General features: G+C 48.1%; 11 protein-coding genes and 3 pseudogenes. 13 read left to right on the top strand and 1 reads right to left on the bottom strand.

Annotated features, from left to right (window positions below):
* The first annotated feature begins 22 nt into the window (after positions 1–22).
* The 10 genes and pseudogenes from gltX to DXA55_RS18105 all read left to right on the top strand — a co-directional run bounded on the left by gltX (position 23) and on the right by DXA55_RS18105 (position 11,263).
* Positions 23–1,474 carry a glutamate--tRNA ligase gene (gene gltX / locus DXA55_RS09540; RefSeq protein ID WP_117813956.1) on the top strand — a complete coding sequence of 484 codons (1,452 nt, stop codon included), beginning with the start codon at positions 23–25 and terminating at the stop codon, positions 1,472–1,474.
* The gene (locus DXA55_RS09545) at positions 1,471–3,291 is read left to right on the top strand and encodes an ATP-dependent helicase (protein ID WP_117813958.1); all 1,821 of its coding nucleotides are present in this window, start codon (positions 1,471–1,473) and stop codon (positions 3,289–3,291) included. The genes gltX and DXA55_RS09545 overlap by 4 nt, the downstream gene beginning before the upstream one ends.
* Before the next feature lie 150 nt (positions 3,292–3,441).
* A pseudogene (locus tag DXA55_RS09550) lies at positions 3,442–4,433 on the top strand (2-hydroxyacid dehydrogenase).
* A 163-nt stretch (positions 4,434–4,596) separates the two neighbouring features.
* On the top strand, positions 4,597–4,956 hold the full coding sequence (locus DXA55_RS09555; protein ID WP_055267330.1) for a zf-HC2 domain-containing protein: 360 nt from the start codon (positions 4,597–4,599) through the stop codon (positions 4,954–4,956).
* Complete coding sequence (gene polA / locus DXA55_RS09560; protein WP_117813960.1) at positions 4,953–7,628, top strand: DNA polymerase I; 2,676 nt, start codon at positions 4,953–4,955, stop codon at positions 7,626–7,628. Before DXA55_RS09555 ends, polA begins: the two co-directional genes overlap by 4 nt.
* A 34-nt stretch (positions 7,629–7,662) precedes the next feature.
* Positions 7,663–8,262: a dephospho-CoA kinase gene (coaE, locus tag DXA55_RS09565; protein WP_055218848.1), complete on the top strand. Its 600-nt coding sequence runs from the start codon at positions 7,663–7,665 to the stop codon at positions 8,260–8,262.
* Positions 8,249–9,046 carry an MBL fold metallo-hydrolase gene (locus DXA55_RS09570; RefSeq protein WP_055218850.1) on the top strand — a complete coding sequence of 266 codons (798 nt, stop codon included), beginning with the start codon at positions 8,249–8,251 and terminating at the stop codon, positions 9,044–9,046. Before coaE ends, DXA55_RS09570 begins: the two co-directional genes overlap by 14 nt.
* Positions 9,047–9,145: 99 nt before the next feature.
* A complete protein-coding gene (locus tag DXA55_RS09575) occupies positions 9,146–9,418 on the top strand; it encodes an ACT domain-containing protein (RefSeq protein WP_022462719.1) in 273 nt (90 codons plus the stop codon).
* A 19-nt stretch (positions 9,419–9,437) separates the two neighbouring features.
* Positions 9,438–10,802 (top strand): PFL family protein, encoded by a 1,365-nt coding sequence (locus DXA55_RS09580; protein ID WP_055267333.1) that lies wholly within the window; start codon positions 9,438–9,440, stop codon positions 10,800–10,802.
* A 227-nt stretch (positions 10,803–11,029) separates the two neighbouring features.
* Entirely contained in the window at positions 11,030–11,263 is a 234-nt protein-coding gene (locus DXA55_RS18105) for a hypothetical protein (RefSeq protein ID WP_055267335.1), read from the top strand.
* On the opposite strand, the pseudogene DXA55_RS17730 reads toward DXA55_RS18105, so the two are convergent.
* Positions 11,184–11,366: pseudogene (locus DXA55_RS17730) on the bottom strand (IS66 family transposase); the annotation flags it as partial. The gene DXA55_RS18105 and the pseudogene DXA55_RS17730 overlap by 80 nt on opposite strands.
* 478 nt (positions 11,367–11,844) lie before the next feature.
* Between DXA55_RS17730 and DXA55_RS09595 the strand changes: the two are divergent.
* The 3 genes and pseudogenes from DXA55_RS09595 to DXA55_RS09605 all read left to right on the top strand — a co-directional run bounded on the left by DXA55_RS09595 (position 11,845) and on the right by DXA55_RS09605 (position 15,344).
* Positions 11,845–14,019, top strand: coding sequence for a hybrid sensor histidine kinase/response regulator (locus DXA55_RS09595; protein WP_117813963.1), 2,175 nt, complete (start codon positions 11,845–11,847; stop codon positions 14,017–14,019).
* Between the two features lie 24 nt (positions 14,020–14,043).
* Positions 14,044–14,781: pseudogene (locus DXA55_RS19560) on the top strand (substrate-binding periplasmic protein).
* A gap of 257 nt (positions 14,782–15,038) precedes the next feature.
* The gene (locus DXA55_RS09605) at positions 15,039–15,344 is read left to right on the top strand and encodes a response regulator (RefSeq protein ID WP_055228394.1); all 306 of its coding nucleotides are present in this window, start codon (positions 15,039–15,041) and stop codon (positions 15,342–15,344) included.
* Positions 15,345–15,543 lie beyond the last annotated feature (199 nt).

The following is a 15,543-nucleotide window of genomic DNA, read 5'->3' on the forward strand; positions in this document are numbered from 1 at the left end:
CAGAAATCAGGAGAAAAGAAAAATGAGCAATGTAAAAACAAGATTTGCACCGAGCCCGACAGGCCGGATGCATGTAGGAAACCTGCGTACTGCCCTGTATGCGTATCTGATCGCAAAACACGATGACGGAACCTTTATGCTCCGTATCGAGGATACCGACCAGGAGCGTTTTCAGGAAGGCGCACTTGATATCATCTACCGTACCTTAAAAGAGACCGGTCTGGTACACGACGAGGGACCGGACAAAGACGGCGGCTGCGGCCCGTACGTACAGAGCGAGCGTAATGCAGCAGGTCTGTACCTGAAATACGCAAAACAGCTGGTAGAGCAGGGTGACGCTTATTACTGCTTCTGTGACGCAGAGCGCCTGAGCCAGTGCAAGCGTAACGTAGGCGGAAAAGAAATCTCGATCTACGACAAACACTGCCTTGGTCTTTCCAAAGAGGAAGTGGAGGCCAATCTGGCAGCCGGCAAACCGTACGTCATCCGTTTCAATATGCCGACCGAAGGAACCACAACCTTCCACGATGAGATCTACGGAGACATCACCGTAAACAACGAGGAGCTGGAAGACCTGATCCTGATCAAATCCGACGGATATCCGACCTACAACTTCGCAAACGTCATCGACGACCATCTGATGGGTGTAACCCACGTTGTCCGCGGTAATGAGTATCTGTCCTCATCCCCGAAATACAACCGTATTTACGAGGCATTCGGCTGGGAAGTTCCGGTTTACGTACACTGTCCGCTGATCACCAACGAGGAGCATCAGAAGCTGTCCAAACGCTGCGGCCATTCTTCTTATGAAGACCTGATCGATCAGGGCTTCTTAAAAGATGCCATTGTCAACTTCGTAGCCCTTCTTGGATGGAGCCCGGAAGGAAACCGCGAGATCTATTCTCTCGAGGAGCTGGTAAAAATCTTCGATTACCACCACATCAGCAAATCTCCGGCCGTTTTCGATATGACAAAACTCCGCTGGATGAACGGCGAGTACATGAAGGCAATGGACGACGAGAAGTTCTATGAGATGGCGCTTCCGTATATCCAGAAGACAGTCCACCGTCCGCTCGATTTTAAGAAAATTGCAGCCATGGTAAAAACAAGAATCGAAGTATTCCCGGATATTGCAGACCTCATCGACTTCTTCGAGGAAGTTCCGGAGTACGACGCTTCGATGTACACTCACAAAAAGATGAAGACAAACGAGGAGACCTCCCTTGCGCTTCTTCAGGAAGTAAAACCGCTGCTGGCAGCGCAGGAAGATTTCAGCAATGATGCTCTCTTTGAGATGCTCAGCGCATTCGGAAAAGAAAAAGGATACAAGACCGGTTATATTATGTGGCCGATCCGTACCGCTCTTTCCGGAAAACAGATGACACCGGCCGGCGCAACGGAAATCCTTGAGGTTCTGGGAAAAGAGGAGTCTCTTGCCCGCATCGACAAAGCGATTGAGAAATTATCCAAATGATATATAATGATTCACAAAAAAAAGCGGTGATGCATACCACCGGCCCCATGATGGTCCTTGCCGGACCGGGGTCGGGGAAAACCGCAGTGATTACGGGGCGGACCTGCCAGCTTGTAACGAGCGGCATTTCCGCCTCTCGTATTCTTGTCGTAACATTTACGCGTGCAGCGGCAAAAGAGATGAAGGAGCGGTATTTAAAGGCGATGGGAAAGACGAGTACCCAGGTCACCTTTGGAACGTTCCACGGGGTATTCTACGCGATTCTGCGCCATACGTACCGCATGTCCGGCAACAATATTTTAAGCGAGGAAGAGAAAAAGCGGCTGATGCGCGAGCTGGTCAACCACTATGCCAGAGACCTGGAGGAAGAGGATCTCGAGGAAAATCTGGCGCGCGAAATCAGCACTGTGAAGAACAATCAGATCCCGCTGGAACATTACTATTCCGCCTGTATGCCGCAGGAAAAGTTCCGCGAAATCTATGAGGCGTATGAGAAATGGCGGAAGGAGAACAAAAAACTCGATTTCGACGATCTGATGGTGCAGTGCAAACGTCTCTTTCTGGAGCGGCCGGAGGTCCTCCGCGCCTGGCAGCACAAATTTCAGTATATCCTGATTGACGAGTTTCAGGACATCAGCCCCGTGCAGTATGAGATTGTGCGGATGCTGGCGCTGCCGGAAAATAACCTCTTTATTGTCGGGGATGACGATCAGTCGATTTATCAGTTCCGCGGGGCCAAGCCGGAGATCATGCTGAATTTTCCGAAAGATTACCCGGGCGCGGCGCAGGTAGTGCTCGATAAAAATTACCGTAGTACGGAATTTATCGTGAAGCGGTCCCAATGCCTGATCCACCACAACAAAAAGCGGTATGAAAAGGCGATTTCCACCGACAACGAGAAAGGCGCTCCAGTTGCAATCCGGGGATATAAGAACCCGCGCGAGGAGATGCGTGCCGTTGCCGAGGAGCTGCGGGAGGCGGAGAAAAACGGCTGTCCGTATGAAGAGATGGCGCTTTTGTTCCGCACGAATCTTGGCTGCCGGACAGCAGTAGAGGAACTGATGGAAGCACAGATCCCGTTCCAGATGCGGGATGCCCTGCCGGATCTCTATGACCACTGGATTGCGAAAGATCTGCTGACGTATCTGAATCTTGCGATGGGAAGCCGGAAGCGCGGCGAGTTTTTAAAGATTGCCAACCGCCCGAACCGTTATCTGTCGCGGGATGCCTTTGAGGAGGCGAATGTTTCGTTTGATGCACTTCTGGAATATTACGAAGAAAAAGACTGGATGTGCCAGCGGATCCGCAAACTGGAGCAGGATATCACGACACTGACGCATTTATCGCCGTTCGGCGCGGTCAATTACATCCGCTATGCGATCGGCTATGAACAGTATGTGAAGGAATATGCTGCATACCGCCATCTGAAAGAGGATGATCTGATTTCCGTTTTGGACGAGCTGCAGGAGGCGGCAAAGAGCCAGAAAAGCATCGAGGGCTGGTTTGCACATATTGAGGAATACCAGCAGAAGATGAAGGAAAAACAGAAGCAGCGCGCAGAGAGTGCGGAAGGAGTTATAGTTTCCACCCTGCACAGCGTCAAGGGACTCGAGTACGACAAGGTCTATCTTCTTGACGTCAACGAGGGCGTAATGCCGTATCAGAAAGCAGTCCTTGCGGAGGCGATCGAGGAGGAGCGGCGGATGTTCTACGTCGGAATGACGCGCGCCCGGAAAGAGCTGACGCTCTGTTATGTGGAGGAACGGTTTGAAAAGAAAGTCGAGCCGTCCCGGTTCCTGGACGAGGTGATCCAGTAAATTTGTACTGTTGTGAAAGATGTTGAAAATAAATTTACTAATTGATAAAATTTTAACAAATAATACATTGACAAAGTTTTAACAATGAAGTATAGTAATGACTGTAAGCGGGAACAATAAGATGACCGCAAAGCGAGGAGGAAAAACATTATGAAAATTTTATTTTATGATACCCAGAACTACGACAGAGAATCTTTCGACCGAACCAAAGAGCAGTTTCCAGAAATTGAAGTGGAATATTTAAAAACCGGCCTTGCTGCAAGAACCGCTTCCCTGGCAAAGGCTACGATGCCGTGTGCGCCTTCGTAAACTCCGATGTCGGAACAAAAACCGTAGAAGCACTGCATGAGGCAGGCGTCAAGCTGATCCTGATGCGCTGCGCAGGCTTCAACAACGTAGATTTAAAGACAGCTGCAAAATACGGCATTGATGTACGCCGTGTACCGGGTTACTCCCCGGAGGCTGTAGCTGAGCATGCGATGACACTGGCCATGACGGTCAACCGCCACATGCACAAAGCATATACGAAAGTAAGAGAAAACGACTTCAGCCTGGGCGGACTGATGGGATTTAACTTCTATCAGAAGACCGCCGGAATCGTCGGAACCGGAAAAATCGGTGCGGCTATGGCAAGAATCTGCCGCGGTTTCGGCATGAAAGTCATTGCTTACGATGTGTACCAGAATGAATCCTTAAAAGATTTTGTTACGTACGTAACTCTTGATGAATTGCTGGCACAGAGTGATCTGATCTCCCTGCACTGCCCGCTGATGGACAGCACATACCACATGATCAACCGCGAGAGCATCAAAAAGATGAAAGACGGCGTGATCCTGGTCAATACGTCCCGCGGAGGTCTGGTAAAGACAGACGACCTGATCGAGGGAATCCGTGCAAGAAAATTCTTCGGCGTCGGCCTTGACGTATACGAGGAGGAAACCCCGAACGTATTCGAGGACCGTTCCGATGAGATTCTGGAGCACTCCACCACAGCACGTCTCCTGTCCTTCCCGAACGTTATGATCACTTCACATCAGGGATTCTTCACCGAGGAAGCACTGCGTGCGATTGCAGAGACCACACTGCAGAATGCGCTGGATTTCGAGGCAGGAAAAGAGACCCCGAACATTGTCCGTGCATAATGGAAATCCACTAGAAAACAGTTATCTTATAAGAGAACAAGAGACAACCCATTTTCGGCGGGTTGTCTCTTTTAAATTATGAGAAAATAGTGTATGATGGTAGATAGCAGAAAAAACGGCCAGAGAAAAACACTGGCCGGATACAAAAGGAGAGCAGGACTTTATGGACTGTAAAGAAGCAGAAAAATTAATACAGCCATACGTGCAGGGAAATATGCCGGAGAAAGAGATGGAACCGTTTATTTCCCATATCCGGAAATGCCATACATGCCACGAGGAACTGGAGACATATTTTATTGTGAACCGTGCGATGGCATATTTCGAGGATGACGCGCCCGATTCCTACAATCTGACAGGACTTCTGGAACGCGATCTGGAGAAAAAAGAGGAAGAAGCGAGATACCGCCGGTACAAAGATACGTTTTTTCGGGTGCTGATGCTGATTCTCGTTCTGTTTCTGGTGCTCCTGGCTCTGCACTATTTTGAAGTGATAGAATTACCCTGGCTGAAAGGATTATTATGAGTGATAAAATCGTATTACTGGACGGACACAGTATTCTGAACCGGGCTTTTTACGGCGTACCGGATCTGTCCAATGCAGAAGGACTGCACACGAACGCCGTATATGGATTCCTGAATATTCTGTTTAAAATTCTCGATGAGGAGCAGCCGCAGTATCTTGCCGTGGCGTTTGACCTCCATGCACCGACATTCCGCCACAAAATGTATGACCCGTACAAGGGAACGAGAAAGCCGATGCCGCAGGAATTGCGCGAACAGGTCCCGGTGATCCAGGAAGTGCTCGCAGCAATGGACATTGAGATTGTCACAAAAGAGGGCTATGAGGCGGATGATATCTTAGGAACGCTCGGCCGCAAATGCGAGGCGGAAGGGATGGAAGTTACGATCGTATCCGGAGACCGCGACCTGCTGCAGCTTGCAACGGACCACATTCTGATCCGGATTCCAAAGACCGTAAAGCGTGTGACGACGATCGAAAATTACCATACGGCAGAGGTGCTGGAAAAATACAGTCTTCTCCCGAAACAGATCATCGATCTGAAAGCGCTGATGGGCGATACCGCAGACAATATCCCGGGTCTGCCGGGTGTCGGCGAGAAAACCGCGACGAAAATCCTGCTGCAGTACGAGACACTGGAAAATGCGCATGCACATTTCGAGGAGATCAAACCGAACAAGGCAAAAGAGGCGATGCGTGATCATTATGATCTGGCGGAATTAAGCAAAAAACTTGCAACGATTGATACCGATGCGCCGGTGGAGCTCGACCGTGAAAAAGCGGCACTCTCGAATTTTTATACACCAAAAGCGTATGAGATGTTCAAACGTCTGGAGTTTAAAAATCTGCTGGGCCGCTTCGAGGAGACGAATGCAGAACCAGAGGATGCCGTCTTTCTGCGCACCGTAACGGATTTTTCCGAGGCGGAAGAACTCTTTGGAACCATCGCGAAGGAGGAGAAGGCAGGAGCCGCTCTTCTGACAGAAGAAACCCCGAAGGACGGACCGATGGCAGATCGGAGCCGTTCACTTGTCGGTATGGCAGTTGCGTATGGAAGCGGAGAGCCGGATGTTGTTTACTTCCCAGCAGAAGGTTTCCTGACCGGAGATTATTTAAAAGAAAAATTGACTGAGCTGCAGAAGCAGATTCCGGTTTTCTGCGTCATGGACGGAAAAGAATTTCTGAAGGATATGCCGGACGCCGATGAAGCCCATCTGTTTGATGCCGGAATTGCCGCGTATTTATTAAATCCATTGAAATCACAGTATTCGTACGATGATATCGTAAAAGAGTACGTACACCGCTATGTGCCGGCAGTGGAAGAGATCTTCGGCGGAAGCAAGATTCCGGCCGCAGGAAAGATGACGCCGGAACAGCAGGAGTCGTATGCAGGTCATCAGGCGTATGCTGTATTTGCCGCACAGGAAAACATGGAAAAGCTGCTGAAGGAGCAGGACATGTGGGATCTGTACCGGAATGTGGAGATTCCGCTGGTGTTTACGCTCCGTCAGATGGAAGCGGATGGAATCGCCGCAGAAAAAGAAGCACTTTCCGTTTACGGAGCTGAGCTGGCGGAGCGGATCGGAGAGCTGGAGGCACAGATCTACGAGGAGGCCGGCGAGGAGTTCAACATCAATTCCCCGAAGCAGCTCGGCGTGATTCTGTTTGAAAAGCTGCAGCTTCCGGGCGGCAAAAAGACCAAGACGGGTTATTCCACCGCCGCCGATGTGCTCGAAAAGCTCGCACCGGATCACAAACTCGTTGCCGATATTCTGGAGTACCGCCAGCTTGCCAAACTGAAATCGACGTACGCCGACGGTCTGCAGGCCGTGATCGGGAAAGATGGAAGAATCCATTCGACATTTAACCAGACCATCACCGCGACCGGCCGCATCAGCAGTACCGATCCGAATCTGCAGAACATTCCAGTGCGGATGGAGCTTGGCCGTCTGATCCGGAAAGCCTTCGTGCCAAAGCCTGGCTGTGTCTTTCTGGATGCCGACTATTCCCAGATTGAGCTCCGCGTGCTGGCCCACATGTCGGGCGATGAAAACCTGATCGAGGCGTACCGCGAGGCGGAGGATATCCACCGCATGACGGCATCGAAAGTGTTCCATGTGCCGCTTGAAGAGGTAACACCGCTGCAGAGAAGAAATGCGAAGGCGGTCAACTTCGGTATCGTATACGGCATCAGTTCGTTCGGTCTGGGCCAGGATCTCGGCATCAGCCGGAAAGAGGCAGAGGCCTATATCCAGCAGTATTTCGAGACGTATCCGGGTATCCATGAGTTTTTGAACCGCTGCGTAGAGGATGCCAAAGAGAAAGGCTATTCCGTGACGATGTTCGGACGCAGACGGCCGATGCCGGAGCTGAAATCGAGCAACTTTATGCAGCGGTCATTCGGCGAGCGCGTTGCGATGAATGCGCCGATCCAGGGAACGGCGGCGGATATTATTAAAATAGCGATGATCCGCGTGGCGAAACGGCTGAAAGAGGAGCAGTTAAAGACCAGACTTCTTCTTCAGGTACACGATGAGCTGCTGCTGGAAGTGCCGGAAGACGAGCTCGAAAAGGCAGAACAGATCCTGGAAGAGGAGATGACCGGGGCAGCACATCTGGCTGTCAAACTCGAGATCGATATGCACACAGGAAACAACTGGTACGAGGCGAAATAGCGCACTCATACCAGGAGCGAAAGGATACAAAAGAATGAAAGTTTTTGGAATTACAGGCGGCGTGGGCGCCGGAAAAAGCGAAGTGCTCACGTACCTTGGACAGAATTATGATGCAACGGTGATCCAGGCGGACGAGGCAGGTTACCTTGTGATGCTGCCGGGCGGCGAATGCTATGGAGAGATTGTGAAGCTGTTCGGCAGACAGATCACCACAGAGACCGGCGAACTTGACCGGAAACGGATTGCTGAGATCGTTTTTCAGGACGAAGAAAAGTTAAAAGCCCTGAATGCGATCGTTCATCCGGCGGTAAAACGGTATATCAAAAAAGCCATTGCAGCCGCGGAAAAAGCAGGGACGGAATACGTCTTTGTGGAGGCCGCACTCTTAATCGAAGAAAAATATGATGAAATTTGTGATGAACTGTGGTATATTTATGCGGATGAAGAAGTCCGGAAGGAGCGATTGATCGAAGGACGCGGCTATTCTGAGAAGAAAGTTCGCGAAATCATGGCAAATCAGCTTTCCGAGGATGAATTCAGCAGCCACTGCGATTTTGAAATCGACAACAGCGGCGATTTTGAGGAAACAAAAAAACAGTTAGACCATAGGATGAAAAGATATGAAACTTTGTAGTATTGCAAGTGGTTCGAGCGGAAACTGCATTTTCGCGGGAAGCGAGACCACAAGCCTTCTGATCGATGCGGGCATCAGCGGAAAGCGCGTGGAGGCGGGACTGGCTGTTCTCGACCGCAGCGCGAAGGAGCTGGATGGCATTCTCGTGACACATGAGCATTCCGATCATATCCAGGGTCTTGGCGTGCTGGCGCGCCGGTACGGTATTCCGATTTACGCAACGGATGGAACAATTCAGGCGATGCAGCAGACGAAGAGCCTTGGAAAGTTCCCGGAGGGGATTTTCCACACGATTCACGCGGATGACACGTTTACGCTGGGTGATATCGCCGTACATCCGTTTACGATCTCCCACGATGCGGCAGAGCCGGTCGGCTACCGCATGGAATCCGGCGGGAAATCGATTGCGATCGCGACGGACCTTGGTGTCTACAGCGATTACACGGTTCAGAATCTGACCGGGCTGGATGCCGTTTTGTTGGAGGCAAATCATGACGAGAACATGCTTGCGGTCGGACCGTACCCGTATCCGTTAAAACAGCGGATCGCCGGGGCGAAAGGCCATTTATCGAACCTGGCGGCAGGCCATCTCCTCTGCGAGATTCTGCACGACAATCTGCAGGAAGTGCTGCTCGGCCATCTGAGCAAGGAAAATAATTATGAGGCACTGGCCTTTGAAACCGTGGCCTGCGAGGTCACAACGGGTGATAATCCGTATCACTCGGGTGATTTTCATCTTGCTGTCGCTAAAAGAAGCGAAGTATCACCGTTAATTGAGGTTTAAATATACATTTTTAGAGCTACATACCATGTTTTTCGCAAGGCCGCCATTACCGGTTTTTCCGGGGCTTTGACATAAAACCAGAAAAAGGAGAATGGAAACATGAAGAAGACAATTATCACTGTCGTAGGCAAGGACACCGTGGGCATTATCGCAAAGGTATGTAATTATCTGGCAGAGAACCAGGTAAACATCGAAGACATTTCTCAGACGATTGTGCAGGGATATTTCAACATGATGATGGTAACGGACGTCTCCAAGAGCGAGAAATCCAACGCAGAGCTTGCAAAAGATCTGGAGGAGCTTGGAAGTTCCATCGGCGTTGTCATCCGCTGCCAGCATGAAGATATTTTCAATATGATGCACCGTATCTAAAGCGAAGGAGAAAAACGACATGATAAATCTGTTTGAAGTAAAGGAAACGAACGAGATGATCGAAAAAGAGAATCTGGACGTTCGTACCATTACCCTTGGAATCAGTCTTATGGACTGTATCGACTCCAATCTTGACAAGCTGAACCGCAAAATCTACGACAAAATCACGACGACTGCCAGAAATCTGGTTTCCGTAGGTGAGGAGATCGAGGGCGAGTTCGGTATTCCGATTGTAAACAAGAGAATTTCCGTTACCCCGATTGCCTTAGTCGGCGCAGCAGCCTGCAGAACGCCGGAGGATTTCGTGACGATTGCACAGACTCTGGACCGTGCGGCAAAAGAAGTCGGCGTCAATTTCCTCGGCGGCTATTCCGCTCTGGTAAGCAAAGGTATGACGACAGCAGATGAACTTCTGATCCGTTCTATCCCGCAGGCACTGGCTGTTACGGATTTTGTCTGCAGCTCCATCAACCTTGGCTCTACCAAAACCGGTATCAACATGGATGCTGTCAAACTGATGGGTGAGATCATCAAGAAGACGGCGGAGGCAAGCAAAGAGAACAACTGCCTTGGATGCGCAAAACTCGTTGTTTTCTGCAATGCACCGGACGACAACCCGTTCATGGCAGGCGCTTTCCACGGCGTAACCGAGGCGGATGCCATCATCAATGTCGGCGTTTCCGGCCCTGGTGTTGTCAAACATGCTCTGGAAAAAGTACGCGGCGAGAACTTTGAGGTACTCTGCGAGACGATCAAGAAGACCGCATTTAAGGTAACGCGTGTCGGCCAGCTCGTTGCGCAGGAAGCTTCCAAGCGGCTGAACATTCCGTTTGGTATCATTGACCTTTCCCTGGCACCGACTCCGGCGATCGGAGATTCCGTTGCGGATATCCTTGAGGAGATCGGCCTCGAGCACGCAGGTGCACCGGGAACGACAGCGGCGCTGGCACTTCTGAACGATCAGGTGAAAAAGGGCGGTGTTATGGCATCTTCCTATGTCGGCGGCCTCTCCGGCGCATTCATCCCGGTTTCTGAGGACCAGGGTATGATCAACGCAGTCAACGACGGCGCACTGACCATTGAAAAACTCGAGGCAATGACCTGTGTCTGCTCCGTAGGTCTTGATATGATCGCCATCCCGGGAGACACGAAAGCATCGACCATCTCCGGAATCATCGCAGATGAGCTTGCCATCGGTATGGTCAACCAGAAAACAACGGCAGTCCGCCTGATTCCGGTCATCGGAAAAGGCGTGGGCGAGACCGTAGAATTCGGCGGCCTCCTCGGCTATGCACCGATCATGCCGGTCAACAACTTCTCCTGCGAGGCATTCGTCAACAGAACAGGAAGAATCCCGGCACCGATTCATTCGTTTAAAAACTAAAGAGAAAGCTGAAAAGCCGGCAGTGATCCTGAATGGAAAGGATCGCTGCCGGCTTTTTTTACTATCTGCGCAAATAAAAATAGTAATTTTAAGGAATGTATAGTATGATATATTACATACTGATAATTTTACTCGCAACCCATAAAAAGTGTAAGAAAAAATGAATTATTACGGGGAACTTCAGCGATAGCAGCCGTTGTTCTAGCAATACCTCTGCGGATGTGCATGTGAAGGCCGCCATAGAAAACACAAAGTATTATTTGAACAAAAACGGCAAAATGCAGACTGGCTGGCAGAAGATCGGTGGAAAATGGTATTACATGGATAAGAACGGAGCGCTGCAGGAATCTAAATGGATCAGCGGAATTTATTATGTAAAAGTCGATGGGCAGTCCGTTCGTCTGATGAAAGACCGGAAAGCTTTCCTTCCTCCCGGTAAATCGCACGGATCGGGTTCATGATGAGGTACAAAACAGACTGTTTCCTCAGATCTTTCGGTATGACCTCCAGTGCCTCATGGAACTTGCGCCTGTAATGTACCCAGCACCCTGCGATCTTCAGATCTCCAAAATATGATGTTCCTCAACTTCGACTTTTCAGGCACAAAGCGGTAACATCTTGATATGGCATCTGGAAGCTGTTTTCATTCTTTTTGCCGATCTGTTTTTTCTTTTTGGCTGCTCTTATTGGACAGCACGATCTGTTCCATCATCAGCTGCATCTTATCATTGCGGGTCTGTGTCTGTTTTGTCAGTTCCTCCATCTGATCCTGAAGACAGAGAAACAGAAGAAAATATATCTGCCGAAAGTCCATTTCCGTTTTTGATACACATCACTGGAACTTCGGGCACAGTTGCTGTTCTTTTTTGCTTTTAACGCTAAAAGGTAATGTTTTTCTTGTGTGCAGTAAAGTGTTAGAGTATAATAAAACCAGTTTTTTTGCATAAGTTTAGGCGGAGAATCCTGCCGTAGCAGGATCCTTTCTTACGGTGTTATTTCACAGACGTAACCATAATAGTTTTACTGCAGGGGGGGATAGAAAATGAAAACAAAAGAGATTCAGGAACTCTATCAAATAAAATTACATAGTATGGACACGATCCTGCATCAGATATCGCTTATGGATCAGGTGGAAAATGAGCAGGAGCTGTCAGAAATTATTCACTCTTTGTTGCAGGCGATTGGAAACTATACAGGGGCAGACCGGGTATATGTTTTTGACTGGGAAACTGATCAGAAGGACAGTCTGAGCAATGCATTTGAATGGTGTGCCGATGGAGTGGCACCAGAGATAGATAACCTTCAGGCAATCCCGGTCAGTTCGATGCCGAACTGGGTGAAACGATTTGAAAACAAGGAAGTAATCGTGATTCATGATCTGGAAGCGACAAAAAATTCTGAACCGGAAGAATATGAATTGTTAAAAACACAGGAAATATGTTCCTTGATTGCGGTGCCGATTTATGCCAATCATCAGATGAATGGATTCATCGGGGTAGATAATCCTGATTTGAGGCAGAATGAGATTTCCATTACACTGCTGTCTGATGTTGGCGGACATCTTGGATGTGTGAGGGAAAATCTGAAAAGTACGGTACTGTTGAAAAAGGCTCTTGATGAGGCGACAAAGAGGTCAGAGATTATTGCCGCAATTGCTACGTTGTATGTAACAATCGTACAAGCCAATGTTAAAGAGCGGACATATGAGCTTTTGAAAGGCCATGACCTTGTGCAAAAAATCCTTGGACAAAAGGGGAAAATTGATGATGTTATGGAAAGACTTCCAACAGCATTTGCCGCCCAGGAAGAGAGAAAAAAATACCGGGAGTTTCTTGACTTTGATACATTGACAGAGAGACTTCGTAATACGAATTTTGTTTCGATTGAATTTATGGGAGTAAACGGAGAATGGCGGCTGGCCAGATTTATTGTAAAGAGCAGAGATGCACATGGAAACGCTGTGGATGTGCTTTATGTCGTACGAGATATTACGGAAGAAAAATCACGGGAACTCATGTATCAGAAACAGCTTAAGGAAAGCATGGAAGATGCTCATCGCGCGAATCTTTCAAAAACAGCCTTTCTCCGGCGTATGAGCCACGATATCCGTACACCGCTAAACGGAATCGTGGGGATGATCCATATCGCTGAAAAATATAACAATGATGTGGTCAAGTTAAGGGAATGCAGGAAGAAGGTACTTCAGTCCGCCGATTATCTGCAAAATCTGATCAACAATGTCCTGGATATCAGCAAACTGGAATCCGGTTCCCTTGTGTTGGAACATAAATCCTTTGATCTGGCAGAACTGTTAAGGAATAATCTGACGGTTGTTGCAATGAGTGCTTATGAGAATGGTGTAAGATTTGAAGGCGGCGTGGAAGCAAGCACAATCCGCCACAGATATTTGATTGGAAGTCCGGTACATCTGAGCAGGGTTTTAATGAATCTTTCTTCCAACGCGATTAAATACAATCATTTTCATGGAACAGTGAATGTTCATTGCGAAGAATTATCGGATGATGGGAATATAGCTGTTTTTCAGTTTGTATGTTCAGATACCGGTCTTGGTATGAGTGAAGAATTTCAAAAACATGCGTTTGATGCTTTTGCGCAGGAAGGCAAACAGTCAACTACAACATTCAGTGGCTCCGGTCTGGGACTTTCGATTGTCAAAGATATTGTTGAACGGATGGGTGGAACGATAGAACTGGAAAGCGAAGAAAATGTAGGAAGCACGTTTACGGTTACGGTTCCATTTGAGATAGATTATTTGGTTGAAAATAATGATTCACAGAAGGACAGCTACTCACAGGATATGGATCTGTCAGGAAAACGGGTGCTTCTTGTTGAAGATAATGTCATTAATATGGAGATAGCCCATGCAATCCTGGGGGAGGAGCATCTGAACATTACAGAAGCGAAAAACGGAAAAGAGGCATTTGAAATATTTCAGAATTCCAGGTTGGATGAGTATGATGTCATCATCATGGATGTGATGATGCCGGTCATGGATGGGCTGGAAGCAACAAAAGCAATTCGTATGCTGGAACGTGAAGATGCCAAAAAGATTCCAATCATTGCCATGACGGCAAATGCTTTTGAGGAAGATCGGAAAGCATGTCTGGAGGCCGGGATGAATGAACATATTGGAAAGCCGATTGATATTCCGCGATTAAAAAGAGCGATCACAAAACTGCTGACAAAAAAGGGGTAGTAAACGCAAAAACATAATCATTCATTGAAATTAAGAAAAACTATAGTAATTTTATTAGGACTTTTGATATTTAGCAGTCACCCTGGCAGGGTGCAAAAACACAGATAACACGAAAGAAGAAACCGAAAAGCCTGTTATTACCCTCGGCAGCGACAGCTATCCACCATACAATTATCTGAATGAGGATGGTGTACCGACAGGAATTGATGTAGAACTGGCTACGGAAGCATTCAAAAGAATGGGATAACAGGTGAAGGTTGTCCAGATCAACTGGGAGGAGAAAAAAGAACTGGTGGAGAGCGGCGAGATTGATTGTATCATGGGCTGTTTTTTCTATGGAAGGACGTCTTGACGATTACCGCTGTCCAGTCCACAACCAAACCGGAAAGCATCTTTCTGAACCGGACGGATGAGAGGATCCCAAAGCTGGGAAATCTGATCATCCTGGGACACCGGGAGCTGATCTATACGTTTCTGGGAAAAGGATATGTAGATGCGGTTGCTGCACACGAGGAATCTATCGTTCAGTATAGGAAGGATTATGATGCAAGCTTCCGTATCCTGGAAGAGCCTCTGATGATCACCGGAATAGGCGTTGCTTTTGCAAAAGAGGATGACAGGGGAATCTGTGAGCAGATGGGCCAGACACAGGAAGAGATGCGTCTGGATGGCACATCCCTGAAAATCATTGAAAAATACCTGGATGATCCCCAGAAGTATCTGGAGGTGGAGAAAAACGGATCCAGCTGCTCGGCGGTCTGATAGGAATCTGTGTAGCTGTAGTCTCTCTGTTTTATTTCTTCCACGCAGAAAAAGCAGAAGCAGAGAAAAGAATGGTGGAGATTGTAAACTATGTGAAAGTGCAGTGTTCCACTACACCCATTATAATGAATCTTCGGAATCCAAAAGTCTCCTCCGTGCCATTGAAAGTGCCAGACAAATGAGTACAAATATTAAAATGGAAACAGAAAACGGCGGGCAGCTAAGAGAGGATTTCCTGAAAGAAAAAAGGTGCCGACGTGACAAAAACATGGGATGGTCAGGAAGCTGTTGAACTGTTCAGAAATAGTGAACCTGGTGAATTTGATGTCATTCTTATGGACATTATGATGCCGGTCATGAATGGTTATGAAGCTACAAAGATGATTAGGTCTCTGGACAGAGAGGATGCAAAGAAAATACCGATCATTGCAATGACAGCAAATGCGTTCACGGAGGACAGAATAAGGGCAAAAGAAGCAGGGATGAATGAACATGTTGCTAAGCCTGTTGATGTGGAATTACTGATGAAAGTAATTTATAGCGGGAGTGCTATGAAGCATTAATAGTACATGAGAAAACAAGGAGGAATTCAGTTGTTGGAGAAAGCGGTTCAGGCTGCAATATATGAAAAAGCTCTTAAAAATCATTATATAGAAATCCTGTACATTGATTTTGAAGATACTCATGCGTTATGCATCTGGCAATATAGATGATCTTAATCGGATAAAACAGCAGATGACGATGGAAGCAATCACACAGGGA

Origin of the sequence: Blautia sp. OF03-13 (assembly GCF_003460685.1) — a bacterium.
Classification (GTDB): Bacteria; Bacillota; Clostridia; order Lachnospirales; family Lachnospiraceae; genus Fusicatenibacter; species Fusicatenibacter saccharivorans.

Coding starts and splice junctions, on each gene's coding strand:
- gltX (WP_117813956.1), top strand. CDS start 23: ATGAGCAATGTAAAAACAAGATTTGCACCGAGCCCGACAGGCCGGATG.
- DXA55_RS09545 (WP_117813958.1), top strand. CDS start 1,471: ATGATATATAATGATTCACAAAAAAAAGCGGTGATGCATACCACCGGC.
- DXA55_RS09555 (WP_055267330.1), top strand. CDS start 4,597: ATGGACTGTAAAGAAGCAGAAAAATTAATACAGCCATACGTGCAGGGA.
- polA (WP_117813960.1), top strand. CDS start 4,953: ATGAGTGATAAAATCGTATTACTGGACGGACACAGTATTCTGAACCGG.
- coaE (WP_055218848.1), top strand. CDS start 7,663: ATGAAAGTTTTTGGAATTACAGGCGGCGTGGGCGCCGGAAAAAGCGAA.
- DXA55_RS09570 (WP_055218850.1), top strand. CDS start 8,249: ATGAAACTTTGTAGTATTGCAAGTGGTTCGAGCGGAAACTGCATTTTC.
- DXA55_RS09575 (WP_022462719.1), top strand. CDS start 9,146: ATGAAGAAGACAATTATCACTGTCGTAGGCAAGGACACCGTGGGCATT.
- DXA55_RS09580 (WP_055267333.1), top strand. CDS start 9,438: ATGATAAATCTGTTTGAAGTAAAGGAAACGAACGAGATGATCGAAAAA.
- DXA55_RS09595 (WP_117813963.1), top strand. CDS start 11,845: ATGAAAACAAAAGAGATTCAGGAACTCTATCAAATAAAATTACATAGT.